Raw genomic sequence first — 24,943 nt, forward strand, 5'->3', positions numbered from 1 at the left:
GCCGGTGGTTGTTCGGGGTGCGCCGCCACCGGCCCGGCGACGGAGCCGGGAACCGGTCAGGGGTGCTCCATCACCAGCACGGCGAAGGTGCCGGCAACCAGCGCCTCGTAGCGGTGCGGGGTGTCGCCGGGGAAGGTCGCGTAGTCGCCGGGGCCGAGCTCCACCGGGTCGCCCTCCGGCCCGACGCGCAGCCGCCCGGCGCCGACCACGATGTGCTCGACGCTGCGCGGGGTGTGCGACTCGGCGGTGCGTACCGTCCCGGGCTCAAGTTCGAGCAGGTAGACGTCCCGGCGGGCGTGGGCGGTGCCGGCGGCGAGCAGCGTCGCGGTGAGGTCGGAGTGCTCCGAGCGGATCCGGGGCCCCTCTCCGGCCCGGACGACCCGCACGGCGGCGGCCGGCGGCTCGACCAGCCGGCTGAACGGCACCCCGAGTGCCACCCCGAGCGCCCAGAGGGTCTCCACGCTCGGGTTGCCGACTCCCGATTCCAGCTGGGAGAGCGTGGACTTGGCGATGCCGGCCCGCCGGGCCAGTTCGGTGAGCGAGATGCCGACGCGGTCGCGCTCACGACGCAGCGCGACGGCGATGGTGGCCAGCGGAGGAGCCGGTTCGGGGGACATTGTTCGCTCCATTGTTCTGTTTGTTCGGTTTGACGAACGGCGGCGGCGTGTTCATCATGATGGACCATGCGTACGGTACAGCGAACGGTCGACCGCGCGGCAGCCCGCGACGTCGCCGCCCTCGGGGCGGCGATGGTGGCGGTCGGCGCCTCGTTCGGCGCGGTGGCGGTGGCCGCCGGCCTGCCGGGCTGGGCGGCCGTCGCGATGTCCCTGGTGGTCTTCGCCGGCGGCGCGCAGTTCATGGCGGTCGGGCTGGTGGCGGCCGGCAGTCCCCTCGCGGCGGTGCTCGCCGGGCTGATGCTCAACGCCCGGCATCTGCCGTTCGGGCTGGCGCTGGCCGACAGCATCGGCCGGCGGCCGTGGCGCCGGCTGCTCGGCAGTCACCTGATGACCGACGAGGCGACCGCCTTCGCGCTGGCCCGTCCCGCCGGGGTGGCCCGCCGACGGGCGTTCTGGCTCGCCGCCACGGTGCTCTTCCTCACCTGGAACCTCGGCACGGTGCTCGGGGTCTACGCCGGCGGCGTGATCGGCGACCCTGCCGCGTTCGGCCTGGACGCCGCGTTCCCGGCCGGCCTGATCGCCATGCTGCTGCCCTCGCTGCGGGACCGGGACACCCGTCGGGTGGCGCTTGCCGGAGCGGTACTGGCGGTGCTGGCCACCCCGTTGCTCCCGGCCGGGCTGCCGGTGCTGCTGGCGCTCGCCGGGCCGGCGGTGCTGGCCGTGGCCGCCGTCCGCCGCGGCCGGCGCGCGGACCGTGCCGGCGCGGTCGGCGGTACGCCCCTTCCACGGGCGCCACACGGCCGAGGGGGGACCGGTCCCCGCGAACAGGTCGACGGTTCCGCGCCGGTCGCCGGGCCGGACGGGGCACCGGCGACCGGCGGTGAGCCGGGTGGGCCGGGGCGCCCGGCGGACGGGACGCCCGCCCGGTCGGTGCCGGTCGGCGGGACGGGGGAGGGCCGGTGCTGATCGCCGTGATCGTGGCGCTGGCGGCCGGGACGTACGGGTTCCGGGTCGCCGGGGTGCTGCTGCGCGACCGGGTCGACCTGCCGGAGTGGGCCGCGCGGCTGCTGCCGGTCGGGGCGGCCGCCCTGCTGGCCGCGCTCGGGGCCACCGCCGCGCTGACCGAGGCCGGCCGGTTCGCCGGCTGGGCCCGGCCGGCGGGCGTGCTGGTCGGCGTGCTGCTGGCCTGGCGCCGGGCGCCGTTCGTGCTGGTGGTGCTCGCCGCCGCCGGCACCACCGCCCTGCTCCGCCTGCTCGGGATGCCCTAGCACGCCGTCTGCCGCCTGCTCGCGCCGCCGGGCATCCGCCCGGGGAGGTCGGGGCGCACCCGGGTGCCGCCGAACGACGAACGGCCCCTCGCCGCGGGGCGGGAGGGGCCGTTCGTGTGGCGGATCAGACCGGGTCGCCGATGTTGACCCGGGGCTCGGGGGCGCGCATGCGGCGGAAGGTGATCGACCTCATGATCGCGTAGAGGTAGAGCGAACCCATCCGCTGCCCGGTGTTCGGGAAGCGTTCCCGGACCAGCTTCCGGATCTTGCGCGAGATCAGGAACGAGTCGACGACCACGCCCAGGGCGAGCGCGCCCCAGAGGATGTTGGAGACCAGGCGGACGACCGCGGGCATCGCCGCGTTCGAGCCGATCAGCACGATCAGCGCGCCGCCGAAGAACCAGGTGCCGACCGTACGCCGGGAGTCGACCACGTTGCGGGCCAGCAGCCGCTCCGGGCCGCGGTCGCGGGGCCCGCCCTCGCGGCGGAACTCCGCCGCCGCCTCGGCCCGCAGCCGGCGCCGGTGCTCCCGCTGCTCCTCCTTGGTCATCGGCTTGGTGGCCGCGGCCGGTCGGCGACCGGCGCTGGGCCGCTTCGGCGTGACCTTGCCCAGTTCCTTCTTGCTCGGGGTGTAGCCCCGGGGCTGGGCGGTCGAGGACTCCTCGTCGGGGGTCACCGGGGTGACGGCCTCGTTGACGAGGTCGGTGGACTTGCGGCGAAACAGCGACGGCACGCGGAAAGGGTAGCCAAACGACGGCGCCCGGTGCACATCGCGGTGCACCGGGCGCGGTCGGAGTGGTCGACGTTACGGGCGCTCGACGTGCGCGCCGAGGTCGGCGAGCTTCGCCTCGAAGTCCTCGTAGCCCCGGTTGATCAGGTCGACGCCGTAGACCCGGGAGGTGCCCTCGGCGGCCAGCGCCGCGATCAGGTGGCTGAAACCGGCCCGCAGGTCGGGGATGACGAGGTCGGCGGCGTGCAGCTTGCTCGGCCCGGCGATCACCGCGGAGTGCTTGAAGTTGCGCCGGCCGAAGCGGCACGGGGTGCCGCCCAGGCAGTCCCGGTAGACCTGGATGTTCGCGCCCATCGAGTTCAGCGCCTCGGTGTAGCCCAGCCGCTGCTCGTAGACCGTCTCGTGGACGATCGACAGGCCCCGGGCCTGGGTGAGCGCCACCACCAGCGGCTGCTGCCAGTCGGTCATGAAGCCGGGGTGCACGTCGGTCTCCAGGGCCACCGACTTCAGCTCGCCGCCCGGGTGCCAGAACCGGATGCCGCCCTCCTGGCCGGGGTCGCCCAGCTTCGGTGGCCGGGCGTCGGTGACCTCGTACTCGCCGCCGACGGAGCGGAAGACGTTCAGGAAGGTCATCATGTCGGCCTGCTGCGCGCCGAGGACCTCGACGTGACCACGGGTGGCCAGCGCCGCCGCGGCCCAGCTCGCGGCCTCGATCCGGTCGGGGATCGGCCGGTGGGTGTAGCCGTGCAGCCTCGGCACGCCCTGGATCTCGATCACCCGGTCGGTGTGCACCTTGATGATCGCGCCCATCTTCTGCAGGACGCAGATCAGGTCGATGATCTCCGGCTCCACGGCCGCGTTGCGCAGCTCGGTGACGCCCTCGGCCATCACCGCCGTGAGCAGCACCTGCTCGGTGGCCCCGACGCTCGGGTACGGCAGCGCGAACTTCGTGCCGTGCAGCCCGTTCGGCGCCGACAGGTGCAGCCCCTCCGGGGTCTTCTCGACCGTCGCCCCGAACTCGCGCAGCGCCTGGAGGTGGAAGTCGATCGGGCGCGGCCCGATGTGGCAGCCGCCCAGGTCGGGGATGAAGGCGTGGCCGAGGCGGTGCAACAGCGGCCCGCAGAACAGGATCGGGATCCGGCTGGAGCCCGCGTGCACGTTGATCTGGTCGGTGCTCGCGCTCTCCACGTTCGCCGGGTCGAAGACGAGCTCGCCGTCCTCCCCGCCGTCGGTCACCTTCACGCCGTGCAGGCCGAGCAGGCCGCGGACCACCTCGACGTCGCGGATCTTCGGCACGTCGAACAGTCGGCTCGGGCTGTCGCCCAGCAGAGCGGCGACCATCGCCTTCGAGACCAGGTTCTTCGCGCCGCGCACGCGGATCCGCCCTTCAAGCGGAGTACCTCCGTGTACGACCAGGACGTCGTCGGTCAACGCAACCTCCAGCGCGTCGGTGCTGCCGTGTTGATGGTGGGCCCGCGATCTCATCGCTACCCGGAACGCGGCCATGTCGAAACGGCCCGCGTGAGTCTTCGCTCCGGCAGCATAGCCCTCCGTGACGAAAATGGAACCGGTCAGATCGTCCGGGAGGGCACTAATCGGTGATCGAGCCCATTTCCGTACCAGTGGTGCTACCGAGGGTGATCAGTTCGTCGTCGGCGGGGTGTCGGCCCCGGGCAGGGCGAGCATCTGGTCCAGCGCCACCCGGGCGTGGTGCGCCGTGTCCGGGTCGACCGTGATCTGGTTGACCACCCGGCCGGCGACCAGCTCCTCCAGGGCCCAGACCAGGTGGGGCAGGTCGATCCGGTTCATGGTCGAGCAGTAGCAGACGGCCTTGTCCAGGAACATGACCTGCTTGTCCGGGTGGGCCAGCGCCAGACGCCGGACCAGGTTCAGCTCGGTGCCGACCGCCCACGCCGAGCCGGCCGGGGCCGCCTCGATGGTCCTGATGATGTATTCCGTCGAGCCGACGAGGTCGGCGGCGTTGACCACCTCGTGCCGGCACTCCGGGTGGACCAGCACGTTCACCCCGGGCACCCGCTCCCGCACGTCGTCGACGCTGTCGAGGGTGAACCGGCCGTGCACCGAGCAGTGGCCCCGCCAGAGGATCATCCTGGCGTCGCGCAGCTGCTCCGGGGTGAGCCCGCCGTTCGGCTTGTGCGGGTCGTAGAGCACGCAGTCGTCCAGCGAGAAGCCCATCTCCAGCACCGCCGTGTTGCGGCCCAGGTGCTGGTCGGGCAGGAAGAGCACCTTCGAGCCCTGCTGGTACGCCCAGTCCAGCGCCCGCTTCGCGTTGGACGAGGTGCAGACCACGCCCCCGTTGCGGCCGACGAAGCCCTTGATGTCCGCCGAGGAGTTCATGTAGGTGACCGGGACGGTCTGCTCGGCGATGCCCAGCTCGGTGAGCACGTCCCAGGCCGTCTCGACCTGCGACAGCACCGCCATGTCCGCCATCGAGCAGCCGGCGGCCAGGTCCGGCAGGACGACCTTCTGCGCGTTCAAGGTGAGGATGTCGGCGCTCTCGGCCATGAAGTGCACGCCGCAGAAGACGATGTACTCCGCGTCGGGCCGGGCCGCCGCCTCGCGGGCCAGCTTGAACGAGTCGCCCGTCACGTCGGCGAACTGGATCACCTCGTCGCGCTGGTAGTGGTGCCCCAGCACGAAGACCTTGTCGCCCAGCGCCGCCTTCGCCGCCGCCGCCCGGGCCACCAGGTCCGGGTCGCTGGGCGCCGGAAGGTCGCCCGGACACTCGACGCCGCGCTCGGTGGCGGGGTCGCTGCCCCGGCCGAGCAGCAGCAGTGCCGTCGCGGTGTTGGATGGTTCCACCCAGGTCGAAGTCACGTACCCCATGGTCCCACAGGGCGGCCCGCGCGCAGCCGCCACCGGTGTGTCCTGCCACACTGCTGCGCATGCGCGTGCTGCTCTGCCCGGACAAGTTCGCCGGCACCCTCTCGGCCCCGGAGGTCGCCGACGCCGTGGCCGCCGGCTGGCACGAGGTGGCCCCGGGCGACGACCTGCTCGCCCGGCCCCTGTCCGACGGCGGCCCGGGCTTCCTCGACGTGCTCGCCGACGCGCTCGGCGGGCGCCGAATCCCGGTGCGGACCGTCGACCCGCTGGGCCGTCCGACGGCCGGTGAGATCCTGCTCACCGACGACGGGGCGACCGCCTGGCTGGAGAGCGCCCAGGCGTGCGGCCTGCACCTGCTCGACCCCGCCGAGCGCGACCCGAAGGCCACCACGTCGTACGGCCTGGGGGTGCTGGTCGTCGCGGCGGTGGAGGCCGGCGCCCGGACGGTGGTGATCGGGCTGGGCGGCTCCGCCACCAACGACGGCGGCGCGGGGATGCTCACCGCGCTCGGCGTGACCCCGCTCGACGAGGCGGGGCGGGCCCTGCCGTACGGCGGAGCGGCGCTGGCCGCGACGGTCGCGCTCGACGGGGCGCCCCGGCTGCGCGAGGCCCGGCTGGTGGCCGCCACCGACGTGGACAACCCGCTGCTCGGCCTGCACGGGGCGAGCAGCGTGTTCGGCCCGCAGAAGGGCGCCGACCGGGCCGACGTGCTGCTGTTGGACGCCGCGCTGGAGCGCTTCGCGGCCGTGCTGGAGCGCGACCTGCCCGGCTGCCCCGACCGGCTGGGCGCCCTGCCCGGCGGTGGCGCGGCCGGCGGCCTCGGCGCGGCCGTCCTGGCGCTCGGCGGGCGCTGCGAGTCGGGCATCGGCCTGGTGACCGGCGCGATCGGGCTGGACGCCGCGCTGGACACGGTCGACCTGGTGATCACCGGGGAGGGCTCGTTCGACCACCAGTCGCTGCGCGGCAAGGTGGTCGCCGGGGTCGCCGGCGCGGCCCGCGACCGGGGCCTGCCCTGCGTGGTGCTGGCCGGTCGGGTCAGCACCGGACGGCGGGAGGCCGGCGCGGCGGGGGTGACCGACGCGTACAGCCTGGTCGAGCACTTCGGGGGCGAGGAGCGCGGCGGGCTGGCCGCCGCGCTGGAGCGCCCGGCCGAGGGGCTGCGGGCGCTCGGCGCCCGCCTGGCCCGGCAGTGGAGCCGCTGACCGGGGCGACGGCGCCGCCGTGACCCGCCGGCGCACGTCACGGCGGCCGGGTGGCGTCGGCCGTGGCGGCGTACCATCGGGATCGGACCACACCGGGAATGACTGGGCGACGTGAGATGTTGGCCAGTGCGTCCGGACCCAACCGCGCAGGGAGATTTCACGTGACCACGCCAGCGCAGACCGAGTCGACCGAGGCCAAGGCCCCCACGTCCGTCGTCCTCACCGACGTCGCGGCGCAGAAGGTCAAGGCCCTGATCGAGCAGGAGGGCCGCGACGACCTGCGGCTCCGGGTCGCCGTGCAGCCGGGTGGCTGCTCCGGCCTGCGGTACCAGCTCTTCTTCGACGAGCGCTCGCTCGACGGTGACGTCGTCACCGACTTCGACGGCGTCGAGGTCGTCGTCGACCGGATGAGCGCCCCCTACCTGGCCGGCGCCACGATCGACTTCGCCGACCGCATCGACGCCCAGGGCTTCACGATCGACAACCCCAACGCGGGCAACTCCTGCGCCTGCGGCGACTCGTTCAGCTGAGCCGACCTCCGCTCGCGACCAGCGGGGCCGTTCCTCCCGGGGCGGCCCCGCTGCCGTGTCCGGGCCGGTTTCCCGCAACCGGCGAGGGTGACCGGCCTCGGACCGACGGGTGATCCCGGGCGGGCCGGGCCGGTAGGCTGACCGGCGCCCTGCTCCCGACCCCGAGGTTGACATGAAGATCGCCGTGACCGGCTCGATCGCCACCGACCACCTGATGAGCTTCCCCGGCCGCTTCGCCGACCAGTTGCTCGCCGACCAGCTGCACAAGGTGTCGCTCTCCTTCCTGGTGGACGACCTGGTGCTGCGGCGCGGCGGGGTCGCGGCGAACATCGCCTTCGGCATGGGGCAGCTCGGCCTGCGCCCGGTGCTGGTCGGCGCGGTCGGCGCGGACTTCGCCGACTACCGCTCCTGGCTGGAGCGGCACGGGGTCGACTGCGACTCGGTGCACGTCAGCGAGGTGGCGCACACCGCACGGTTCGTCTGCACCACCGACACCGACATGTGCCAGATCGCCTCGTTCTACGCTGGCGCGATGAGCGAGGCCCGCAACATCGAGCTGGCGCCGGTGGCCCGCCGCCTCGACGGGCTGGACCTCGTCCTGGTGGGCGCGAACGACCCCGAGGCGATGCTGCGGCACTCCGCCGAGTGCCGGGACCGGGGCTACCGCTTCGCCGCCGACCCGTCCCAGCAGCTCGCCCGGATGGACGGCGAGGACGTCGTCGGGCTGATCGAGGGCGCCGACTACCTGATGACCAACGACTACGAGAAGTCGCTGCTGCAGAGCAAGGCCGGGCTGACCGACGCCCAGCTGCTCGACCGGGTCAGGGTGCGGGTCACCACGCTGGGCAAGCACGGCGTGGAGATCGCCGGGCGGGACTTCGACCCGATCCACGTGCCGATCGCCCGCGAGATCCGCGCGGTCGACCCGACCGGCGTGGGCGACGGCTTCCGGGCCGGCTTCTTCACCGCGCTCTCCTGGGGCCTCGGGCTGGAGCGGGCCGCCCAGGTCGGCTCCCTGCTCGCCACCCTGGTGCTGGAGACCGTCGGCACCCAGGAGTACGAGGTCCGCCGCGACCTCTTCGTCAAGCGGATGGCCGAGTCGTACGGCGACGAGGCCGCCGAGGACGTCCGAGGGCACCTGGTGCCGTGACGTCGGTGCTGGTGGCGTTCGCCGGGCTGCCGGGGGTGGGCAAGAGCACCCTGGCGGCCCGGCTGGGCGCGGCCCTGTCCGCCCCGGTCCTGCCGGTCGACCCCGTCGAGCGGGCGCTGGCCCGGCACGGCCTGCTCGGCGACGCCGCCGGGATGGCCGCGTACGGGGCGGTGGCCGCCCTGGCCGAGGTCCAGCTCGGTCTCGGGCTGCCCGTGGTGGTCGACGCGGTCAACCCGGTGGCCAGCGCCCGAGGGCTGTGGCACGACGTCGCGGAGCGCGCCGGCGTTGCGCTGCGGCTGATCGAGGTGCACTGCGGCGACGAGGCGGAGCACCGCCGCCGGGTGGAGGCGCGCCTGGCCGCCGAGCCCGGTCCGCCCGCCCCGACGTGGGAGCAGACGCTGGTGCGTCGGGCCGAGTACCAGCCGATCATCGGCCCCCGGCTGGTGGTGGACACCGCCGTCGACGCCGACCCGCTGCCCGGCATCCTCGCCTACGTGCGCTGACACCCACCCCGGTGCGCGCGGGGCGCCCTCAGTGCAGGCGACGGACGTCGTACGCGGGGCCGTCGGGGCCGGTGATCGTGGTGAGGAACTCGTGGCCGCGCATCCGGCACCAGGCCGGGATGTCGACCGCCGCGGCCGGGTCGTCGGCCAGCACCCGCACCACCGTGCCGACGGGCAGCTCGGGCAGCCGCCGGGCCACGGCGATCACGGGCAGCGGGCAGCGCTGACCCCGGCAGTCGAGGATCTCCGCCGGCGCGGTCACAGCCCCACCACTCCCGCCTCGGCGCGCAGCTCCGCCACGACGCCCGGCAGTTCCGCGAGGAACCGCTCGACGTCGGCCTCCGTCGTGTCCCGGTGCAGCGAGATCCGCACGTTGCCGTGGGAGAGCACCCCCATCGCCTCCAGCACGTGCGACGGGCGCAGCGTCGAGGAGGTGCACGACGAGCCGGAGGAGACGGCGAACCCCCGCCGGTCCAGCGCGTGCAGCAGGGCCTCGCCGTCGACGTAGAGGCAGGAGAACGTCACCAGGTGCGGGAGGCGGTGGTCGGGATCACCCACCACCTCCACGTCCGGCACCTCCGCCGCCACCCGGGCCCGGATCCGGTCCACCAGCGGCGCCAGCCGGGCCGCCTCCGCCGCCGCGTCGGCCGCCGCCGCGCGCAGGCTCGCCGCCGCCGCGACCACCGCCGGCAGGTTGAGCGTTCCCGGCGTACGCCCGGCCTCCCGGTCGTCGGCCGGCCAGGGCGACTCCCAGCGGGTGCCCTTGCGCACCACCAGCAGCCCCACCCCGGGCGGGCCGCCCCACTTGTGCGCGCTGGCGGTCAGCACCGACCAGCCCGCCGGCACCGGGGCCCGGCCCACCACCTGGGCGGCGTCCACGTGCAGCGGTACCCCGGCCTCGGCGCACCCCCGCGCGGCCTCGGCGACCGGTTGCAGCGTGCCGACCTCGTGGCTGGCGGCGATCAGCGCGGCCAGCGCCACGCCCGGCGCCCGGACCGCCGCCGTCCACCGGTCCAGGTCGAGCCGGCCCAGCCGGTCCACCGGTACCGAGGTGGCGGCGCCGCCCGTCGCGACGTGCCTCTCGGCGGCGTGCAGCACCGCGGAGTGCTCGATCGCGGAGTGCACCAGGGTCCGGCCGACCCGCCGCCGGCCGGCCAGGCCGCCGAGCACCGCGGCGTGCGCGGCCGTCGTACCGCTGGGGGTGAAGGAGAGTTCGTCGGCGCGGACGCCGATCGTGGCCGCGGTGGCCTCGCGGGCGGCGTCGAGGAGCTGGCGGGCGCGGCGGGCCTGCGTGTAGAGCCTGCCGGGGTCGGCCCAGCCGTCGTCGAGGGCGGCCAGCAACGCCTGCCGGGCGACCGGGTGCAGCGGCGCGGCGGTGGCCGCGTCCAGGTAGACCGGGGGAGCGCTCACGGAAGCCAACGCTATCGCGCCGGTACGCCCAAGATCCCCCCGATGGGGGCGGAGAGTGACCCCAACACGGTCGAGCCCGTCATGGTCGAGTAATCTGCGACCGTCGGTGACGCCTTTGCCGCCGGTGCTGTCGCTCCGCCCGGCGGAGGGTGGCAGACAGAACAGACACCGCGGCGCGCTAGGGAGGCAGGACCAGGTGGTCGCAAGGAGTTCGGAGGTACGGCCGTCGGCCGTACGGCACAGCGCTTCCCCAGGAGCCGGTGGGCGCCGGGGACGTGGTGCTGGTCGGCTCGCCGGGCTCGGTCTCGGCGGAGCGGCGCTGCTGGTCCTGCTCACGGGCTGCGACGTCGGCTCGACGTTCGGCGGCTTCGGTTGGCCGCAGGGCGGCATCACGCCCGAGGCGCACCGGATGTACGACCTGTGGATCGCCTCGTGCATCGCGGCGCTCGCGGTCGGCGTCTTCGTGTGGGGCCTGATCTTCTGGTGCATCGTTCGCTACCGCAAGCGGGGCAACGAGCTGCCGGTGCAGACCCGTTACAACATGCCGATGGAGTTCCTCTACACCATCGCGCCGATCCTGATCGTCTCCGTGCTCTTCTACTACACGGCGGTCGTGCAGACCGACGTGGTGCGGACGACCAAGAACCCCGACGTCACGGTCGAGGTGGTCGCGTTCAAGTGGAACTGGCAGTTCAACTACCGCGACGGCCAGGGGCAGGACGCCAACACGGTCGCCTCGGTGCTCGGCACCAGCGAGGTCATCCCGGTCCTGGTGCTCCCGACCGACCGGTCCATCCGGTTCGAGGAGACCAGCCGCGACGTCATCCACTCCTTCTGGGTGCCGGAGCTGCTGTTCAAGCGGGACGTCATGCCGGGCAAGGTCCGTAACGTGTTCGAGGTCTCCAAGATCGACACCGAGGGCGCCTTCGTCGGTCGCTGCGCCGAGCTGTGCGGCAGCTACCACGCGTTCATGAACTTCGAGCTGCGGGTCGTCTCGCCGGAGAAGTACGACCAGTTCCTGGCGGCCAAGCGGGACGGCAAGTCCACGCAGGAGGCGCTGACGGCCATCGGCGAGGAGCCGTACGCGACGACCACGCGGCCGTTCGAGACCCGCCGCACCGAGGCCAACTTCAACCCGGACGCCGCGTCGGCCGGCGCGGGAAAGTGAGGGGGCGGGCATGAAGACCGAGTGGCGCATCTTCCTGATCATCTCCGGGTTCCTGCTCTTCGCCACCGCCCTCTACGGCGGCTGGACGGCCGCCGACTCCGGCGGCCAGGTCGAGTGGGTCGGCACGGTCGCACTGCTGCTGAGCTTCCTGCTCTGCGCGATGTGCGGCGGCTTCTTCTGGTTCGTCTCCCGGCGGATCGACCTGCGGCCGGAGGACCGGCCGGACGGTGAGATCGCCGACGGCGCGGGCGAGATCGGCTTCTTCAGCCCCGGCAGCTACTGGCCGTTCGGGCTGGCGCTGTCCGCCGCGATCACCGGATTCGGCCTGGTGTTCTGGCAGTACTGGCTGCTGGGCCTCGGCGGCGTGGCGGTCATCTTCGCCGCCTGCGGCCTGCTGTTCGAGTACTACACCGGCACCCGGCGCACCGCCGAGCACTGAGCCGGCGACGGCCCGGCACGAAGGCCCGTCTCCCTCGGGGAGGCGGGCCTTCGTCGTCACCGGCGCCAACCCCGGCCGGCCCTTCACGCGCAGCCGACGACATGCACGTCAGTCCGTGACGGCGGCACAGGGCCGACGCCCGGGGTCGCGTCACCGCTGTTACGCCCTTGCCGCGCAGCGCCTCGGAGGCGCCCGCTTGTGCAGAACCCGGTAGCTGAGTTCGCCTCCCGCCCGCCAGGGTCCTCCGCGTGCGGCTCGAGAAGATCACCCCGGAGAACTACGAGGCGGCCCTCGCGCTGTCCGTGCGGCCCGATCAGGAGGACCTGGTCGCGCCCGTGGTCAAGTCGCTCGCCGAGGCATTCGTCTTCCCGGAGCACGCCTGGCCGAGGTTGGTCTACGACGGCGACGTGCTGGTCGGATTCCTCATGGCCTTCCTGGACATCCGGTGGGACCGGAACGCTGACGACCTGCGCTCCGGCCTCTGGCGGCTGAACGTCGCGGCCGACGTCCAGGGGCGCGGCCATGGCCGGTTCGCCGTCGACGCCGCGTGTCGAAAGATCCGCTCCAGGGGCGGCAGACGGGCGTACGTCACGTGGGAGCCACGGGCCGGCGGACCGGAGGACTTCTATCTCAAGTTGGGTTTCCGGCCGACCGGTGAGAAGAGCGGTGGCCAGATCGTCGGCGTTCTTGACCTCTGCTGACGTGTCACGTCGAAGCCGCTGGCGGGACGTCGGAACGTGGAGCGGGAGGGGCGTCGAGCTGACCGGCATGCTGTGGGCGCCCTGGGCCCGTGCAGCCCCTACCGGGTCGGGCGTGCCCGACCCCCGGCGGGGCGGCCGGTCAGGCGGCGCGGCGGTGGGGCGACGGGAGGCGGCGCGACGGCCGCTCCAGGCGCGGGGCGCGGAAGGTGAAGGTGGCGACGAGCACAGCCTCGCCGCAGCCCGTGCAGGCCAGCTCGGGGCAGTCGGCGCCGTGGTCGTCGACACACGGCGGCGCCTCGAACGGCCGAACGCCCTCGCAGGTGTCGCAGTAGAGCTCGCGCTCCGACACGGGCGTCTCCTCTCGCTCCGGTCCCGTCGGGGGATTGCCGCGCGACGGGACTGCCGCGCCGCACGGCGCACGACGGACGTGCTGCGGTGAACAGCGCATGATGGAAGTGGAAAACTACTCGGCTGTAGTTTCCCACGGGGGTCCGACAAACTTCCGCGGGCCGCCGTGGCCCGGTGCCGACGCCGAGGTCAGTCGGCGCGGGCGACCTCGATCCAGCGGTCCAGGACGCGGGCGGCGGCCCCGGAGTCGACGGAGTGGGCGGCCCGGTCCATCCCGGCACGCAGCGCCTCGGTCAGGTCGCCGTCGAGCGGGCCCTGGGTGGCCAGCGCCGCCGCCGCGTTGACCAGGACGGCGTCGCGCACCGGGCCGGTCTCGCCGGCGAGCAGCCGGCGCACCACGTCGGCGTTGTGGGCGGCGTCGCCGCCCCGCAGGTCGGCCAGGGTGGCCCGCGACACCCCGAGGTCTGTCGCGTCGAGCAGCGCCTCCCGCACGGTGCCGCCCTGGACCGCCCAGACGCGGGTGGGCCCGGCGGTGGTGAACTCGTCCAGCCCGTCCTCGCCGCGCATCACCAGCGCCGAGTCGCCCCGGGCGGCGAAGACGCCGGCCATCACCGGGGCCATCCGCAGGTCGAAGCAGCCGACGGCGGCGGACCGGGGGCGGGCCGGGTTGGTCAGCGGGCCGAGGAAGTTGAAGAACGTCGGCACGCCCATCTCCCGGCGTACCGGGCCGGCGTGGCGCATGCCGGGGTGGTAGCGGGCCGCGAAGCAGAAGCCGATGCCGGCCTCGGCGACGCACCGGGCCACCCCCTCCGGCCCCAGGTCCAGCGGCACCCCGAGGAACTCCAGCACGTCCGCCGTGCCGCAGGAGGAGGAGGCCGCCCGGTTGCCGTGCTTGACCACCCGGACGCCGGCGCCGGCCACCACCAGGGAGGCCATGGTGGAGATGTTCACCGTGTGCGCGAGATCACCGCCCGTGCCGACGATGTCGAGGGCGGTGTCGCGCAGCGTGTCGGGCAGCTCGACCGGGACCGCCCGGCCGAGCATCGCCTCGACCAGGCCGGCCAGCTCCGCCGAGGTCTCGCCCTTGGCCCGCAGCGCGACGGCGAAGCCGGCGATCTGCGCCGGGGCGGCGGCGCCGGACATGATCTCGCCCATCGCCCAGGCGGTGTCGGCGGTGGGAAGCTCCTCGCCACGCAGCAGCGCGGCGAGGAGGTGCGGCCAGGTCCGATCGCCCATGGGGGGCCTCCCGAGCGTGCGAAGCGGGTGGGACGGAACCGGCGCCGGTGGTCCGGCGCCGAGAGCGGGCCGGAGCGGGGACGTCAGGCGGGGGCGTGCGTCCGCAGCAGTTCGGCCACCGTGGTGCCGGTGGTCACCGGGTCGAGCGGGTGCACCAGGGTGGCGTCGACCTCGGCGTAGGCCGCGAGCCATCGGTCGGCGGCGCGGGCGATCACCACGCAGGTCGGGGGAGCGTCGTCCCGGTCGTCCTTGATCTGCCGGGCGATGCCGATGCCGCCGCCGGGGGTCGCCTCGCCGTCGAGCAGCAGCAGGTCGATCTCGTAGTCGTCGACCAGCCGGACGCACTCCGCGTAGGTGGAGGCGTCGACGAACTCGACCTTCAGGCCGGGCGCGGGACGCGTGCCGACGGCGAGCCGCATCCGGTCACGGACCTGCGGGTCGTCGCTGTAGAGCAGGATGGTGCAAAGACGATCGCTCATGCCGGCACTCCGCTTCGCCGAAGGGTCCGGGCCCCGGCCGTGCCGGCGTGTCCCACGGTGGTTCGTTCGTTGCGCTCACTCATTGGCTGGACTGGCTCCCACCTCGTAGCTGCCCGCTGATCGTACCGTTCGGTGTGAGGTAGGCGACGTCCGCCCGCCGGTGCCGCCGGGGCGTACCGTCGGCGCAGCTCAGGCGGCCGACTCCGCCGCGCGCTGGCGGGCCTCCTGCCGATCCAGCTCGCGGTCGAGCCGGCGGGCCTCCCGCTCGGCGTGGCGCATCCACTGCACGACCAGCACGGCCAGCATGGTCACGCTGACGAACTCGCCGCCGGCCCAGAGGATGCCCCCGGCGACCACCTGGTCCTGCCACGGGTCCGACCAGGTCAGCCCCAGCGACGGGTACCAGTCGCCGCCGAAGAGCGTGCTGCTCTGCATGATGGTGAGCCCCAGCACGGTGTGGAACGGCACGGAGAGCAGCATCAGCAGCGCCCGCGCCGGGTACGGCCAGCGCCCGGGCAGCGGGTCGAGGCCGAGCAGCGGCCAGAAGAACACGCAGCCGGTCATGATGAAGTGCGCGTGCACGACCTCGTGCGCCCACGCGTGTTCGAGCGTGTAGCGGTACAGGTCGGTGAAGTAGAGCGCGAACGGGTTGACCACGAAGATGGTGAACGCCACCAGCGGGAAGCTGTAGATCCGCGCGATCCGGCTGTGCACGATCGCCAGCAGCCGCTTGCGCGGACGCTGCGGCAGGGTGCGCAGGGCCAGCGTCACCGGCGCGCCCAGCGCCAGGAAGATCGGCGAGATCATGGAGAGCACCATGTGCTGGACCATGTGCACCGACAGCAGCGCCGTGTCGTAGGCGTGCAGGCCGCTGACCGTGACCGACGCGATCCCGCCGAGGCCGGGGCCCAGGAAGAAGACCGTACGCGCCACCGGCCACCTGTCGCCGCGGATCCGCAGCCGGTGCACCCCGTAGAGGTAGATGCCGGCGGCCAGCACGAGGCCGACGGCCAGCCAGCTGTCCAGCCGGGTCTCGGTGAACACGGAGGTGACGGTGAACGGCGGCGGGGTGGCCGCGAGCACCGTCGGCGCGGCGGCCGAGGCTACGGTGGAGATCGGATCGACGTGCAGCACGCTTTTCAGCCTAGGTCAGGCGAACCGGACGACCCCGATCGGGCTGCCGATGCCACGGGTTTGGCACCCCGCTGATCGCCGGCCCCGGTCAGGGGCAATAATGACCGCGTGACTGCGGCCCCAGCCATTGACAAGAGCCGGATCCACTCCCTGACCCGACCCAACATGGTCAGCGTCGGGACGATCGTGTGGCTCTCCAGCGAACTCATGTTCTTCGCGGCGCTGTTCGCGATGTACTTCTCCATCCGCGCGGCGGCACCGGAGCAGTGGGCGGAGCACACCGAGCACCTGAACATCCCCTACGCGACCACCTTCACGGTGATCCTGGTGTTGTCCTCGGTGACCTGCCAGCTCGGTGTGTTCGCCGCCGAGAAGGGTGACGTCCACGCCCTGCGGCGCTGGTTCACGATCACCTTCGTGATGGGCCTGATCTTCGTGCTCGGTCAGGTCAACGAGTACCGCGAGCTGGTGCACGAGGGCATCAAGATCAACTCGGACGGTTACGGGTCGATGTTCTACCTGACCACCGGGTTCCACGGTCTGCACGTGACCGGCGGTCTGATCGCCTTCATCATCTTCATGATCCGCACGACCATGGGCCGGTTCACGCCGGCGCAGGCCACGTCGGCGATCGTCGTGTCCTACTACTGGCACTTCGTCGACGTCGTGTGGATCGGGCTCTACGCCATGATCTACTGGCTTCAGTGATCTTGGCGCGTCACGAACCGCGCCGCTGCTCCGTCCCCTGAGACAAGGTCCAACCGGTTAAGGACACAGGTCATGACTTCTGACAACGACCGCCGACGCGGTCTGCTCGCGCGGCTGCGCGAGCGGCCCGCGGCGCGCAGCAGGGGCCGCCGCCGGCTGGGTGCCGCGGTCCGGCTGTTCGCCGCGCTGATGCTGGCCGGCGGCGCCTACACCGTCTTCGCCCCCGGCGTGCAGGCGCAGGACACCCCGCTCACCGGCGCCGCCGCGGAGGGCAAGGCGCTGTTCGACGTGAGCTGTGTGACCTGTCACGGTCGCAACGCCCAGGGCGTCGAGGGACGCGGGCCGAGCCTGGTCGGCGTCGGCGCGGCCTCGGTGGAGTTCCAGGTCGGCACCGGCCGCATGCCCATGGCCCGGCAGGAGGCCCAGGCGCAGCGCAAGCCGGAGCTCTTCACCGACGAGGAGATCCGCCAGCTCGCGCAGTACGTCCAGGAACTCGGCGGCGGCCCGGTCGTGCCGAACGGCGACGACCTCCACTCCGAGGGCAACATCGCCGCCGGCGGCGAGTTGTTCCGGATCAACTGCTCGCAGTGCCACGCCTTCGGCGGTGGCGGCGGCGCGCTGTCCTCCGGCAAGTACGCGCCGAGCCTGCGCCCGGCCAGCGACCGGCAGATCTACGCCGCGATGCTGAGCGGCCCGCAGAACATGCCGGTCTTCGGCGACAACCAGATCTCGCCGCAGCAGAAGGCCGACATCATCGCCTACATCCAGGAGACCCTGAAGCACGACCAGGACCCGGGTGGCTTCAACCTCGGTCGGTACGGGCCGTCCACCGAGGGGCTGGCGATCTTCCTGGTCGGCATCGTCGCGCTCGTCTTCGCGAGCCTGTGGATCGCGGGCAAGTCGTGACCGGACGGATCATCCGATTCAGTGCTGTGGTGCCGGGGGCCGGCACCGCCCGTAGCGAGGTGACGGCATGACCACGCACACCGAGCACCAGGCCCAGCAGGGCCGGGAGCCGCTCGACGTGAGGACCCCCGGGCTCAGCCAGTTCGACATCGTCCGCGAGGGCGCGCGCCGGGACGACATCGAGATCGTCCACTACGAGCCGCAGGTCGCCCCGGGCAGCAAGGCCGAGCGCCGGCTGACCCGCACCGTCGCGTCGTTCTTCCTGCTGACCGGCCTGGCTGCGACCGCCTTCCTGGTGATCTACATCTGGTGGCCGTGGGAGTACGCTCCCGGCCGCGGCGGCGACAAGTGGTACACCCCGCTGCTCGGCCTCACCCTCGGCGTGGCCCTGCTCGGCATCGGCTTCGGCATCCTGACCTGGGGCAAGAAGCTGCTGCCCAAGGAGGTGTCGATCCAGGACCGGCACGAGGGCACCGTCAGCGAGGACGACCGGATCATCACCGGTCAGACCATGCTCTACATGGCCGACGAGCTGGGCGTGAAGCGCCGGCCGCTGCTCGGCATCTCGCTGCTGGCCGGTCTCGCGCCGGTCGGCGCGGTCGCCGCCGCCCCCCTGGTGGGCGGCCTGATCTCCCAGCCGCACAAGAACAACCAGATGTTCACCACCGGGTTCGCCCCGACCGAGGGCGGCGAGAAGGTGCGGCTGGTCCGCGAGGACGGCCGGCCGGTCCGCCCGGCGGACATCAGCGCCGGCGGCCAGATCACCGTCTTCCCCGGCATCCCGCACGGCGTGAGCAACCTGCACGCCGACTCGCCGACCCTGCTGATCCACCTGCGGGACTCCGACGCGCAGGAGTCGCGCCGGGCCAACGAGCGGGTCGGGCACGGCGACTACATGTGGGGCAACTACGCCGCCTACTCGAAGATCTGCACGCACGCCGGCTGCCCGGCGAGCCTGTACGAGCAGCAGACCAACCGTCTGCTCTGCCCGTGCCACCAGTCGCAGTTCCTGATCACCGACAACGCCCGGCCCATCTTCGGTCCGGCCAGCCGGCGGCTGCCGCAGCTGCCGATCGAGGTGGACTCCGAGGGCTACTTCGTGGCCAAGTCCGACTACACCGAGACCGTCGGGCCCGACTTCTGGGAGCGGCCGTGAAGCGGCGCAAGTTTGACAAGGCAGCAGTCCCGGGGAACGTCGCCCGGGGAGTGGACGACCGCTTCCAGGTGGCCACCCCGCTGCGCCGGCTGCTGAACAAGGTCTTCCCGGACCACTGGTCGTTCCTGCTGGGCGAGATCGCGCTCTTCTCGTTCGTCGTCCTGCTGCTGACCGGTGTCTTCCTGACCTTCTTCTTCGAGCCGGCCATGACCGAGGTGGTCTACAACGGCAGCTACGCCCCGCTGCGGGGCACGCCGATGTCGGCCGCGTACGCCTCCAGCCTGGACATCTCGTTCGACGTCCGCGGCGGCCTGATCATGCGGCAGATGCACCACTGGTCGGCGCTGCTGTTCATGGCCGCGATCGTGGTGCACATGCTCCGGGTCTTCTTCACCGGCGCGTTCCGCAAGCCGCGTGAGACCAACTGGATCATCGGCTCGCTGCTGTTCTGGGTCGGCTTCCTGGCCGGCTTCACCGGCTACTCGCTGCCGGACGACGGTCTGTCCGGCACCGGTCTGCGGATCGCCTCGGCGATCATGCTCTCCATCCCGGTGATCGGCTCCTGGGTCACCTCGTCGATCTTCGGCGGCGAGTTCCCGGGCACCATCATCATCAGCCGGTTCTACATCGCCCACGTGCTGCTGATCCCGGGTCTGCTGGTCGCGCTGATCAGCGTCCACCTGGGCCTGGTCTTCAAGCAGAAGCACACCCAGTGGCCCGGCCCCGGCCGGACCAACGGAAACGTGGTCGGCGAGCGGATGTTCCCCCGCTACGCGATCAAGCAGGGCGGCTTCTTCATGGTCGTCTTCGGCGTGATCGCGCTGATGGGCGGCCTGTTCCAGATCAACCCGATCTGGCTGTTCGGCCCGTACGAGGCGTGGGTGGTCTCGGCCGCCAGCCAGCCCGACTGGTACGTCATGTTCCTCGACGGCTCGACCCGTCTGATGCCGGCCTGGGAGATCAACATCCCGATCGGCGACGGGTACGTGATCCCGCCGCTGTTCTGGCCGACGGTCGTGCTGCCGGGCATCCTGGTGGGGCTCTCCACGCTCTACCCGTTCCTGGAGGCCCGCCGCCTCAAGGACACCCGCAGCCACAACCTGCTGCAGCGGCCCCGGGACGTGCCGGCGCGCACCGCGGTCGGCGCCATGGCCGTCGCGTTCTTCATCGTGCTGACCCTCTCCGGCGCCAACGACGTCATCGCCGACAAGTTCCAGATCAGCCTGAACGCGATGACCTGGGCGGGCCGGATCGGTCTGCTGATCCTGCCGCCGCTGGCGTACTACGTCACCTACCGGATCTGCCTGGGCCTGCAGCAGCACGACCGGGAGGTGCTCGCCCACGGCGTGGAGACGGGCATCATCCGGCGGCTGCCCGACGGCCGGTTCGAGGAGGTCCACCAGCCGCTCGCCCCGGGCGACGGCCACGGCCACGGCCTGGAGTACGCCGGCTGGGTCGTGCCGAAGAAGATGAACCGGCTCGGTGCCCTCGGCCCGGCCATCCGGGGCTTCTTCTACCCGATCGAGAAGCCGGCCGAGGCGCCGGTCTCACCGGGCCACCCGCCGGTCGAGCCGCGGCCCGACCGGGAGCAGATCGGCAGCGGCGAGAGCCGTCGCTGACCTCGCGACACCCTGACGTGGCGCTCACCGGAGTCCTCCGGTGGGCGCCACGCCCGTTTCCGCACCCCGCGACGGGTCGAAAGAAGCCGGAGCCCGGCAGGCCGGCCGCGACGTGTGCCGTGTCGTCCGCCGCCCCGGGGGCGGGGATCGCAGGAATAACCCCGGTCAGCCGGGTATCCGTGCGGTCCAACGTCTCAAGGGGGGGAAGCATGTTGGGAATCAAACGCCTCGGCCTGCTGGCCGCGCTGGTGCTGGTGGGAATCGCGCCGGCCGCGGCGGCACAGGCCGCGGTGCAGCCGTCACAGCAGGACACCCAGTACCTGGAGGCCGTGCACCAGATCAACCTGTTCGAGATCACCTCGGGTGACCTGGCCCAGCAGAAGGGCCAGAACCAGGGGGTCAAGGACCTGGGTGCCCGGTTCAAGACGGACCACACGCAGCTGGACCAGACGGTGCAGCAGACCGCGTCCCAGCTCGGGGTGGAGCTGCCGAGCGAGCCCACCGCCGACCAGCAGGCCGTCATCGACCAGCTGAACAACGCCAGCGGCGAGGAGTTCGACCGGCTCTGGGTGACCAGTGAGCTGGCCGGCCACGTCCAGGCCATCCAGGCCACCCAGACGGAGATCTCGCAGGGCTCCGACCAGTCGGTGGTCCAGCTGGCCCAGACCGCCCTGCCGACCCTGCAGGCGCACTACGACGCGCTGGTGCAGCTCGCCGAGCAGCTGGGCATCCCGGTTCCGCAGGTCAGCGGCACCGGCACGCCGAGCCCGGGCGGCACGACCCCGGCTCCGGGCGGCACCACCGGGACCCCGGCTCCGGGCGGCACGACCGAGTCGCCGGCTCCGGGCGGCACCGTCACCGAGACGCCGGCTCCGACGCAGAGCTGACGTCGCCGTACCACGACGGCCGGTCCACCTCCGGGTGGGCCGGCCGTCGCGCGTGCCGCGCCGGGACGCGGCGCACGCGCTCAGTCGGCGTTCGCGAGCCCGATCGCGAACGCCTCCTCCAGGTCGTGCTGGGAGTACGCCCGGAAGGCGATGTGCGACTCGGTGTTCAGCACGCCCGGCACCTTCGAGATGCTGCCGGCGATCACCTGGGCGATCTGGTCGAACTCCCGGACCCGGACCATGGCGATCAGGTCGACGTGGCCGGCCACCGAGTAGACCTCGCTGACGCCGGGCAGGGCGGCCAGGGCCTCGGCCACCTCGGGGATGGAGTCGGTGGCGCAGTCGATCAGCACGATCGCGGTGATCACGGGACATTTCTCCGTTCGTCGGCGTCGTCGCCCATGCTAGATGTTTCCCGGCCCGACGGACGGGGGTGTGGCGGGGACGGTGACGCCGTCGTCCGCGCGGATCGCGTCACGCAGGCGCTCGCCGGATCCGACGGTGGCGCCCGGCCAGACGACGACGCGTGCCACGTCGCCGTGCACGACGGCACCCGCGCCGATCACCGCCTCCCGGCAGCGGCCGGTCACCGTGGCCGTGGGCGCCACGAGACTGCCGCCGCCGGCCGCGTGCAGGTTGGCCGCCAGGTAGTCGACCGGGGTGCCGGTGTCGAAGAACGTGCCGGGGTAGGGCACCACGCTCAGCGCCCCGGCCGCCTCCGCCGGCCGCCAGACCGCGCGGACCAGGTCCCCGAACTCGACCGGCAGCTCCCGCACCAGTCGCCAGGGCAGCAGCGAGAACCCGGTGAACACGTGGCCGTCGAAGGTGCCCGGCGCCGCCGGCTCGGCGGCGGGCTGGCCGAGCAGGCGTACGGTCTCGCCGTCCCAGCCGTCGAGCAGCGCGGCCACGTCCGGCCCCGGTGGGCGCGCGGGGTCGGCGAGGTAGGCGTCGGCGTTGCCGACCAGCACCCCCCGCCCGGCGATCCAGTCCCGCAGCTTCGCGACCCCGCCGGCGGTGCCCAGCGGCGAGCCCGGCTCGACCGACAGGTGGGCGCGGTCGCCGACGTGGGCGACGACCTGTTCGCCGAGGTAGCAGGCGTTGACCGCGACCCGGGCCGGCCCGGCCAGGCCGAGCCCGGCCAGCCGGTGCAGCGCCCGGTCCAACAGTGGCACGTTGCCCACCGGGCAGAGCGCCTTCGGCACCCGCTCGGTCAGCGGGCGCAGCCGGGTGCCCTCGCCGGCGGCGAGCACGACCGCGCAGACGTCGGCCCGCGCGGCGGCGGCCGGGCCGGGGCCGGGCTTGGAGGTGGTGGCCGGGCCGGGGGCGTTCCGGGCGGTGCGGGCCGCGCCGGGGCGGCCCCGGCCGGTGGCGGCCGGGCCCTGGTCGACCCGGCCGGCGGCGGTGGCCCCGCCGTCGGCGGTGCGGTCGGCGGTCACGGCTTCGCGTCGGGCACCGGGGGCGGGAACTGGCCGGCCAGCGGCCCGATGTCGTAGTACGCGAGCAGCCGGGCCGTCGGCCAGGTCAGCTTCGGCAGGTCGTCCAGCGGGTGCCAGGCGGCCTCGAAGACCTCCGCGCCGTCGACCTTCAGCTCGGTGCGCGAAGCCGGCACCTCGGCGGTGAACACCACGTCCACCCAGCCCTTGGCGTGCACCACGGCGTTCGGAACGGCGGGGCTCAGGTCGCGGGGGGAGAGCCGGATGCCGGACTCCTCGTACAGCTCGCGGGCCGCCCCCACTACCGGCGCCTCGCCCTTCTGCAACAGGCCGGCGGGCAGCCCCCACCCCTTTCCGGGCGGCTGACGCAGCAGCAGCAGCCGGCCAGCGCCGTCCGCCTCGCTGTCCCGGACCAGGGTGACCGCGCCGACGATGTACTTCGGCACGGCCAACCGGACCAGGCGGCGGCGTACCGGCAGCGGCAGCCGGTAGAAGACCTGGTAGGCGACGGCCCGGCCGGTGGCGCGCGAGCGGGGGATCATGACCCCAGGCTAGTGGCCGCGAGGAACGTTCGGACGACCCGGGCCCGAGGAGGAGTCACTGCCGGTGGTCGACCAGGTCGATGAGCTGGCGTACGACAGCGTCCGGCTCGATCACCCGGTCGAAGACCGCCACCAGCAGCGTCTCCAGGTCGGGGTAGCCCAGCTCCTCCGACAGCCGCAGCAGGGGCAGGTCGCTGGCCAGCCCGCGGTCGTGCTTGCGCAGGGCCAGCCCGATGGTGGCCCGGCCGAGGCGCACCTTGTCGGTGATGGAGATGCCGGGCTCGGTGTGCTCGGCGAACCACCGGCTGATCTGCATCTGCGCGTGCGGCGACTTGACGAAGTCGAGCCACTCCCGGCGCGGGCCGCGGGGGGCCACGTCGGCGTCGAAGCCGTTCGCCGCGTCGGTCTCGGTGAAGATCTCCACCACGTCGCCCTCCTCCAGCGCGGAGGAGAGCGGCGCCAGCCGGCCGTTGATCCGCGCGGCCAGGCAGTGGTCGCCGCGCTCGGTGCCCAGCTCGTACGCGAGGTCGACCGGGGTCGCCCCGGCCGGCAGCACCACCTGCCGCCCGTCGGCGAAGACCTGGACCTGCGCCTCGGCGAGGTCGCAGCGCAGCGACTCGAGGAACTGGGCCGGGTCGGCCGCGTCCTGCTCCCAGTCGAGCACCCGGCGCAGCCAGTCGAGCTGCTCCGCGCACGCCGCCGTGCCGCCGGGGCGCGGGAAGCGGAAGTCGGCGGCGACGCCGTACTCGGCCGAGCGGTGCATCTCCTCGGTGCGGATCAGCACCTCCACGGTGCGGTCCCTGGGGCCGCAGACGCTGGTGTGCAGGGAGCGGTAGAGGTTGTTCTTCGGGGAGGCGATGAAGTCCTTGAACCGGCCGGGGACCGGCCGCCACAGGCCGTGGACCGCGCCCAGCGCCGCGTAGCAGTCGGTGGCCGGGCCGTCCACCACGATGGCGATGCGGGGCAGGTCGTAGGGGGCGGTGTGGCCGCCCGACACGGTGTCCTTCCAGATCGAGTAGAGGTGCCGGGGGCGGGGGGTCACCTCGGCGTCGACCCGGTTGCGGCGCAGCGCCGACCGCACCCGGGCGACCACCTCGTCGAGGTACGCGTCCCAGCCGGGCCGGTCGTGCACGTGCCGGGCGATGCGGGCGTGCTCCTCCGGCTCCAGGTGCAGCAGCACCACGTCGTCGAGCTCCCGCTTGAGCATCTGGATGCCCAGCCGGTCGCAGAGCGGGATGAGCACCTCCTGCGTCTTGCGGGCGATCCGCTCCCGGGACGCGGCGGACCGGACGCCGAGCGTGCGCATGTTGTGCAGCCGGTCGGCCAGCTTGATGATCAGGACCCGGACGTCCTTGCCGGCCGCGATGATCATCTTGCGGATGGTCTCGGCCTCGGCGGCCTTGCCGTAGAACGCCTTGTCGAACTTGGTCACCCCGTCGACCAGGTGGGCCACCTCCCGCCCGAAGTCCTCGGCGAGCGCCTGGAGCGTGTAGCGGGTGTCCTCCACCGTGTCGTGCAGCAGCGCGGCGACCAGGGTGGTGGCGTCCATGCCGATCTCGGCGCAGATCTGGGCCACCGCCAGCGGATGGGTGATGTAGGGCTCGCCGCTCTTGCGGAACTGCCCGCGGTGCATGTTCTCCGCGATCGTGTAGGCCCGGCGCAGCACGGAGGGCTCGGTGCCCGGATGGATCGTCCGATGGGTACGGACGAGGTGGCTCACCGGGTCGGTGTCGGCGGTGGGCCAGCTCAGCAGCGACCGGAGCCGGCGGGCCAGCGGCAGCTCGCCCGGTTGGGTCGGAAGCGCGCCCCCCAGGGCGGCGCCGCGTCCGGCGTCGACGTCCACGCGGGACACCTCCTCACCCCGGCCCCACGGCTGCCGAGACCCCGGCAACCGGGAGCAGGCCCACGAAACGGGCAGGACTGCACTTCTCTA

At 73.1% G+C, this 24,943-nt stretch carries 28 protein-coding genes; 14 read left to right on the top strand and 14 right to left on the bottom strand.

Going from position 1 to position 24,943, the window contains the following annotated elements; translation table 11 throughout:
* Positions 1-56: 56 nt before the first annotated feature.
* Positions 57-617 carry a helix-turn-helix domain-containing protein gene (locus GA0070606_RS24295; RefSeq protein WP_091104622.1) on the bottom strand — a complete coding sequence of 187 codons (561 nt, stop codon included), beginning with the start codon at positions 615-617 and terminating at the stop codon, positions 57-59.
* Positions 618-683: 66 nt separating this feature from the next.
* Here GA0070606_RS24295 and GA0070606_RS24300 point away from each other — a divergent pair, with 66 nt between their 5' ends.
* A complete protein-coding gene (locus GA0070606_RS24300; RefSeq protein WP_091104625.1) occupies positions 684-1,583 on the top strand; it encodes an AzlC family ABC transporter permease in 900 nt (299 codons plus the stop codon).
* The gene (locus GA0070606_RS24305; RefSeq protein WP_091104627.1) at positions 1,577-1,885 is read left to right on the top strand and encodes an AzlD domain-containing protein; all 309 of its coding nucleotides are present in this window, start codon (positions 1,577-1,579) and stop codon (positions 1,883-1,885) included. The genes GA0070606_RS24300 and GA0070606_RS24305 overlap by 7 nt, the downstream gene beginning before the upstream one ends.
* Before the next feature lie 124 nt (positions 1,886-2,009).
* Here GA0070606_RS24305 and GA0070606_RS24310 read toward each other — a convergent pair whose 3' ends face one another.
* The 3 genes from GA0070606_RS24310 to nadA all read right to left on the bottom strand — a co-directional run bounded on the left by GA0070606_RS24310 (position 2,010) and on the right by nadA (position 5,453).
* Positions 2,010-2,618, bottom strand: a complete 609-nt coding sequence (locus tag GA0070606_RS24310) for a DUF3043 domain-containing protein (RefSeq protein ID WP_091104629.1) — start codon at positions 2,616-2,618, stop codon at positions 2,010-2,012.
* Between the two features lie 72 nt (positions 2,619-2,690).
* Positions 2,691-4,046, bottom strand: coding sequence for a UDP-N-acetylglucosamine 1-carboxyvinyltransferase (gene murA / locus GA0070606_RS24315; protein ID WP_091108122.1), 1,356 nt, complete (start codon positions 4,044-4,046; stop codon positions 2,691-2,693).
* Positions 4,047-4,256: 210 nt separating this feature from the next.
* A complete protein-coding gene (nadA, locus tag GA0070606_RS24320) occupies positions 4,257-5,453 on the bottom strand; it encodes a quinolinate synthase NadA (protein WP_091108124.1) in 1,197 nt (398 codons plus the stop codon).
* A gap of 68 nt (positions 5,454-5,521) precedes the next feature.
* Between nadA and GA0070606_RS24325 the strand changes: the two genes are divergently transcribed.
* The 4 genes from GA0070606_RS24325 to GA0070606_RS24340 all read left to right on the top strand — a co-directional run bounded on the left by GA0070606_RS24325 (position 5,522) and on the right by GA0070606_RS24340 (position 8,844).
* Positions 5,522-6,661 carry a glycerate kinase family protein gene (locus tag GA0070606_RS24325; protein WP_091104632.1) on the top strand — a complete coding sequence of 380 codons (1,140 nt, stop codon included), beginning with the start codon at positions 5,522-5,524 and terminating at the stop codon, positions 6,659-6,661.
* Positions 6,662-6,822: 161 nt separating this feature from the next.
* The gene (erpA, locus tag GA0070606_RS24330; RefSeq protein ID WP_091104634.1) at positions 6,823-7,191 is read left to right on the top strand and encodes an iron-sulfur cluster insertion protein ErpA; all 369 of its coding nucleotides are present in this window, start codon (positions 6,823-6,825) and stop codon (positions 7,189-7,191) included.
* A 172-nt stretch (positions 7,192-7,363) separates the two neighbouring features.
* A complete protein-coding gene (locus tag GA0070606_RS24335) occupies positions 7,364-8,341 on the top strand; it encodes a carbohydrate kinase family protein (RefSeq protein WP_091104636.1) in 978 nt (325 codons plus the stop codon).
* Positions 8,338-8,844: a P-loop nucleotide/nucleoside kinase family protein gene (locus tag GA0070606_RS24340; RefSeq protein ID WP_091104639.1), complete on the top strand. Its 507-nt coding sequence runs from the start codon at positions 8,338-8,340 to the stop codon at positions 8,842-8,844. Before GA0070606_RS24335 ends, GA0070606_RS24340 begins: the two co-directional genes overlap by 4 nt.
* Positions 8,845-8,872: 28 nt before the next feature.
* On the opposite strand, the gene GA0070606_RS24345 is transcribed toward GA0070606_RS24340, so the two are convergent.
* Both GA0070606_RS24345 and GA0070606_RS24350 read right to left on the bottom strand, forming a co-directional pair.
* Positions 8,873-9,106: a sulfurtransferase TusA family protein gene (locus tag GA0070606_RS24345; protein WP_091104641.1), complete on the bottom strand. Its 234-nt coding sequence runs from the start codon at positions 9,104-9,106 to the stop codon at positions 8,873-8,875.
* Entirely contained in the window at positions 9,103-10,254 is a 1,152-nt protein-coding gene (locus tag GA0070606_RS24350; RefSeq protein WP_091104644.1) for a cysteine desulfurase family protein, read from the bottom strand. The genes GA0070606_RS24345 and GA0070606_RS24350 overlap by 4 nt, the downstream gene beginning before the upstream one ends.
* Positions 10,255-10,450: 196 nt before the next feature.
* Here GA0070606_RS24350 and ctaC point away from each other — a divergent pair, with 196 nt between their 5' ends.
* From ctaC to GA0070606_RS24365, 3 genes are all read left to right on the top strand, one after another.
* Positions 10,451-11,422 (top strand): aa3-type cytochrome oxidase subunit II, encoded by a 972-nt coding sequence (ctaC, locus tag GA0070606_RS24355; RefSeq protein ID WP_091104646.1) that lies wholly within the window; start codon positions 10,451-10,453, stop codon positions 11,420-11,422.
* A 10-nt stretch (positions 11,423-11,432) separates the two neighbouring features.
* Entirely contained in the window at positions 11,433-11,861 is a 429-nt protein-coding gene (locus GA0070606_RS24360; protein WP_091104648.1) for a cytochrome c oxidase subunit 4, read from the top strand.
* A gap of 248 nt (positions 11,862-12,109) precedes the next feature.
* On the top strand, positions 12,110-12,562 hold the full coding sequence (locus GA0070606_RS24365; RefSeq protein ID WP_091104651.1) for a GNAT family N-acetyltransferase: 453 nt from the start codon (positions 12,110-12,112) through the stop codon (positions 12,560-12,562).
* Positions 12,563-12,701: 139 nt separating this feature from the next.
* Here GA0070606_RS24365 and GA0070606_RS24370 read toward each other — a convergent pair whose 3' ends face one another.
* From GA0070606_RS24370 to GA0070606_RS24385, 4 genes are all read right to left on the bottom strand, one after another.
* Entirely contained in the window at positions 12,702-12,911 is a 210-nt protein-coding gene (locus tag GA0070606_RS24370) for a hypothetical protein (RefSeq protein WP_091104653.1), read from the bottom strand.
* A 188-nt stretch (positions 12,912-13,099) separates the two neighbouring features.
* The gene (gene trpD, locus GA0070606_RS24375) at positions 13,100-14,146 is read right to left on the bottom strand and encodes an anthranilate phosphoribosyltransferase (RefSeq protein WP_091104656.1); all 1,047 of its coding nucleotides are present in this window, start codon (positions 14,144-14,146) and stop codon (positions 13,100-13,102) included.
* Positions 14,147-14,229: 83 nt separating this feature from the next.
* On the bottom strand, positions 14,230-14,625 hold the full coding sequence (locus GA0070606_RS24380) for a response regulator (protein ID WP_091104659.1): 396 nt from the start codon (positions 14,623-14,625) through the stop codon (positions 14,230-14,232).
* A 189-nt stretch (positions 14,626-14,814) separates the two neighbouring features.
* Complete coding sequence (locus tag GA0070606_RS24385) at positions 14,815-15,759, bottom strand: cytochrome c oxidase assembly protein (RefSeq protein ID WP_091104662.1); 945 nt, start codon at positions 15,757-15,759, stop codon at positions 14,815-14,817.
* Between the two features lie 108 nt (positions 15,760-15,867).
* Between GA0070606_RS24385 and ctaE the strand changes: the two genes are divergently transcribed.
* From ctaE to GA0070606_RS24410, 5 genes are all read left to right on the top strand, one after another.
* A complete protein-coding gene (gene ctaE / locus GA0070606_RS24390) occupies positions 15,868-16,467 on the top strand; it encodes an aa3-type cytochrome oxidase subunit III (RefSeq protein ID WP_091104664.1) in 600 nt (199 codons plus the stop codon).
* A 72-nt stretch (positions 16,468-16,539) separates the two neighbouring features.
* A complete protein-coding gene (gene qcrC / locus GA0070606_RS24395) occupies positions 16,540-17,373 on the top strand; it encodes a cytochrome bc1 complex diheme cytochrome c subunit (RefSeq protein WP_091104666.1) in 834 nt (277 codons plus the stop codon).
* Positions 17,374-17,440: 67 nt separating this feature from the next.
* Positions 17,441-18,529, top strand: coding sequence for a cytochrome bc1 complex Rieske iron-sulfur subunit (gene qcrA, locus GA0070606_RS24400; protein WP_091104669.1), 1,089 nt, complete (start codon positions 17,441-17,443; stop codon positions 18,527-18,529).
* Positions 18,526-20,148: a cytochrome bc1 complex cytochrome b subunit gene (gene qcrB, locus GA0070606_RS24405; RefSeq protein ID WP_091104671.1), complete on the top strand. Its 1,623-nt coding sequence runs from the start codon at positions 18,526-18,528 to the stop codon at positions 20,146-20,148. The genes qcrA and qcrB overlap by 4 nt, the downstream gene beginning before the upstream one ends.
* A 209-nt stretch (positions 20,149-20,357) precedes the next feature.
* Positions 20,358-21,035, top strand: coding sequence for a DUF4142 domain-containing protein (locus GA0070606_RS24410; RefSeq protein ID WP_091104673.1), 678 nt, complete (start codon positions 20,358-20,360; stop codon positions 21,033-21,035).
* Positions 21,036-21,115: 80 nt separating this feature from the next.
* On the opposite strand, the gene GA0070606_RS24415 is transcribed toward GA0070606_RS24410, so the two are convergent.
* The 4 genes from GA0070606_RS24415 to GA0070606_RS24430 all read right to left on the bottom strand — a co-directional run bounded on the left by GA0070606_RS24415 (position 21,116) and on the right by GA0070606_RS24430 (position 24,853).
* Positions 21,116-21,403 carry an Lrp/AsnC family transcriptional regulator gene (locus GA0070606_RS24415; protein WP_091104676.1) on the bottom strand — a complete coding sequence of 96 codons (288 nt, stop codon included), beginning with the start codon at positions 21,401-21,403 and terminating at the stop codon, positions 21,116-21,118.
* A 36-nt stretch (positions 21,404-21,439) separates the two neighbouring features.
* Complete coding sequence (locus GA0070606_RS24420; protein ID WP_091108126.1) at positions 21,440-22,285, bottom strand: nucleotidyltransferase family protein; 846 nt, start codon at positions 22,283-22,285, stop codon at positions 21,440-21,442.
* Positions 22,286-22,467: 182 nt separating this feature from the next.
* Complete coding sequence (locus GA0070606_RS24425; protein ID WP_091104678.1) at positions 22,468-23,010, bottom strand: NUDIX domain-containing protein; 543 nt, start codon at positions 23,008-23,010, stop codon at positions 22,468-22,470.
* 55 nt (positions 23,011-23,065) lie between these two features.
* A complete protein-coding gene (locus tag GA0070606_RS24430; protein WP_091104681.1) occupies positions 23,066-24,853 on the bottom strand; it encodes a RelA/SpoT family protein in 1,788 nt (595 codons plus the stop codon).
* Positions 24,854-24,943: the final 90 nt, after the last annotated feature.

Source organism: Micromonospora citrea (genome assembly GCF_900090315.1).
Classification (GTDB): domain Bacteria; phylum Actinomycetota; class Actinomycetes; order Mycobacteriales; family Micromonosporaceae; genus Micromonospora; species Micromonospora citrea.

Coding starts and splice junctions, on each gene's coding strand:
- GA0070606_RS24410 (WP_091104673.1), top strand. CDS start 20,358: ATGTTGGGAATCAAACGCCTCGGCCTGCTGGCCGCGCTGGTGCTGGTG.
- GA0070606_RS24325 (WP_091104632.1), top strand. CDS start 5,522: ATGCGCGTGCTGCTCTGCCCGGACAAGTTCGCCGGCACCCTCTCGGCC.
- GA0070606_RS24295 (WP_091104622.1), bottom strand. CDS start 617: ATGTCCCCCGAACCGGCTCCTCCGCTGGCCACCATCGCCGTCGCGCTG.
- GA0070606_RS24360 (WP_091104648.1), top strand. CDS start 11,433: ATGAAGACCGAGTGGCGCATCTTCCTGATCATCTCCGGGTTCCTGCTC.
- GA0070606_RS24380 (WP_091104659.1), bottom strand. CDS start 14,625: ATGAGCGATCGTCTTTGCACCATCCTGCTCTACAGCGACGACCCGCAG.
- GA0070606_RS24335 (WP_091104636.1), top strand. CDS start 7,364: ATGAAGATCGCCGTGACCGGCTCGATCGCCACCGACCACCTGATGAGC.
- GA0070606_RS24425 (WP_091104678.1), bottom strand. CDS start 23,010: ATGATCCCCCGCTCGCGCGCCACCGGCCGGGCCGTCGCCTACCAGGTC.
- qcrA (WP_091104669.1), top strand. CDS start 17,441: ATGACCACGCACACCGAGCACCAGGCCCAGCAGGGCCGGGAGCCGCTC.
- GA0070606_RS24300 (WP_091104625.1), top strand. CDS start 684: ATGCGTACGGTACAGCGAACGGTCGACCGCGCGGCAGCCCGCGACGTC.
- qcrC (WP_091104666.1), top strand. CDS start 16,540: ATGACTTCTGACAACGACCGCCGACGCGGTCTGCTCGCGCGGCTGCGC.
- trpD (WP_091104656.1), bottom strand. CDS start 14,146: ATGGGCGATCGGACCTGGCCGCACCTCCTCGCCGCGCTGCTGCGTGGC.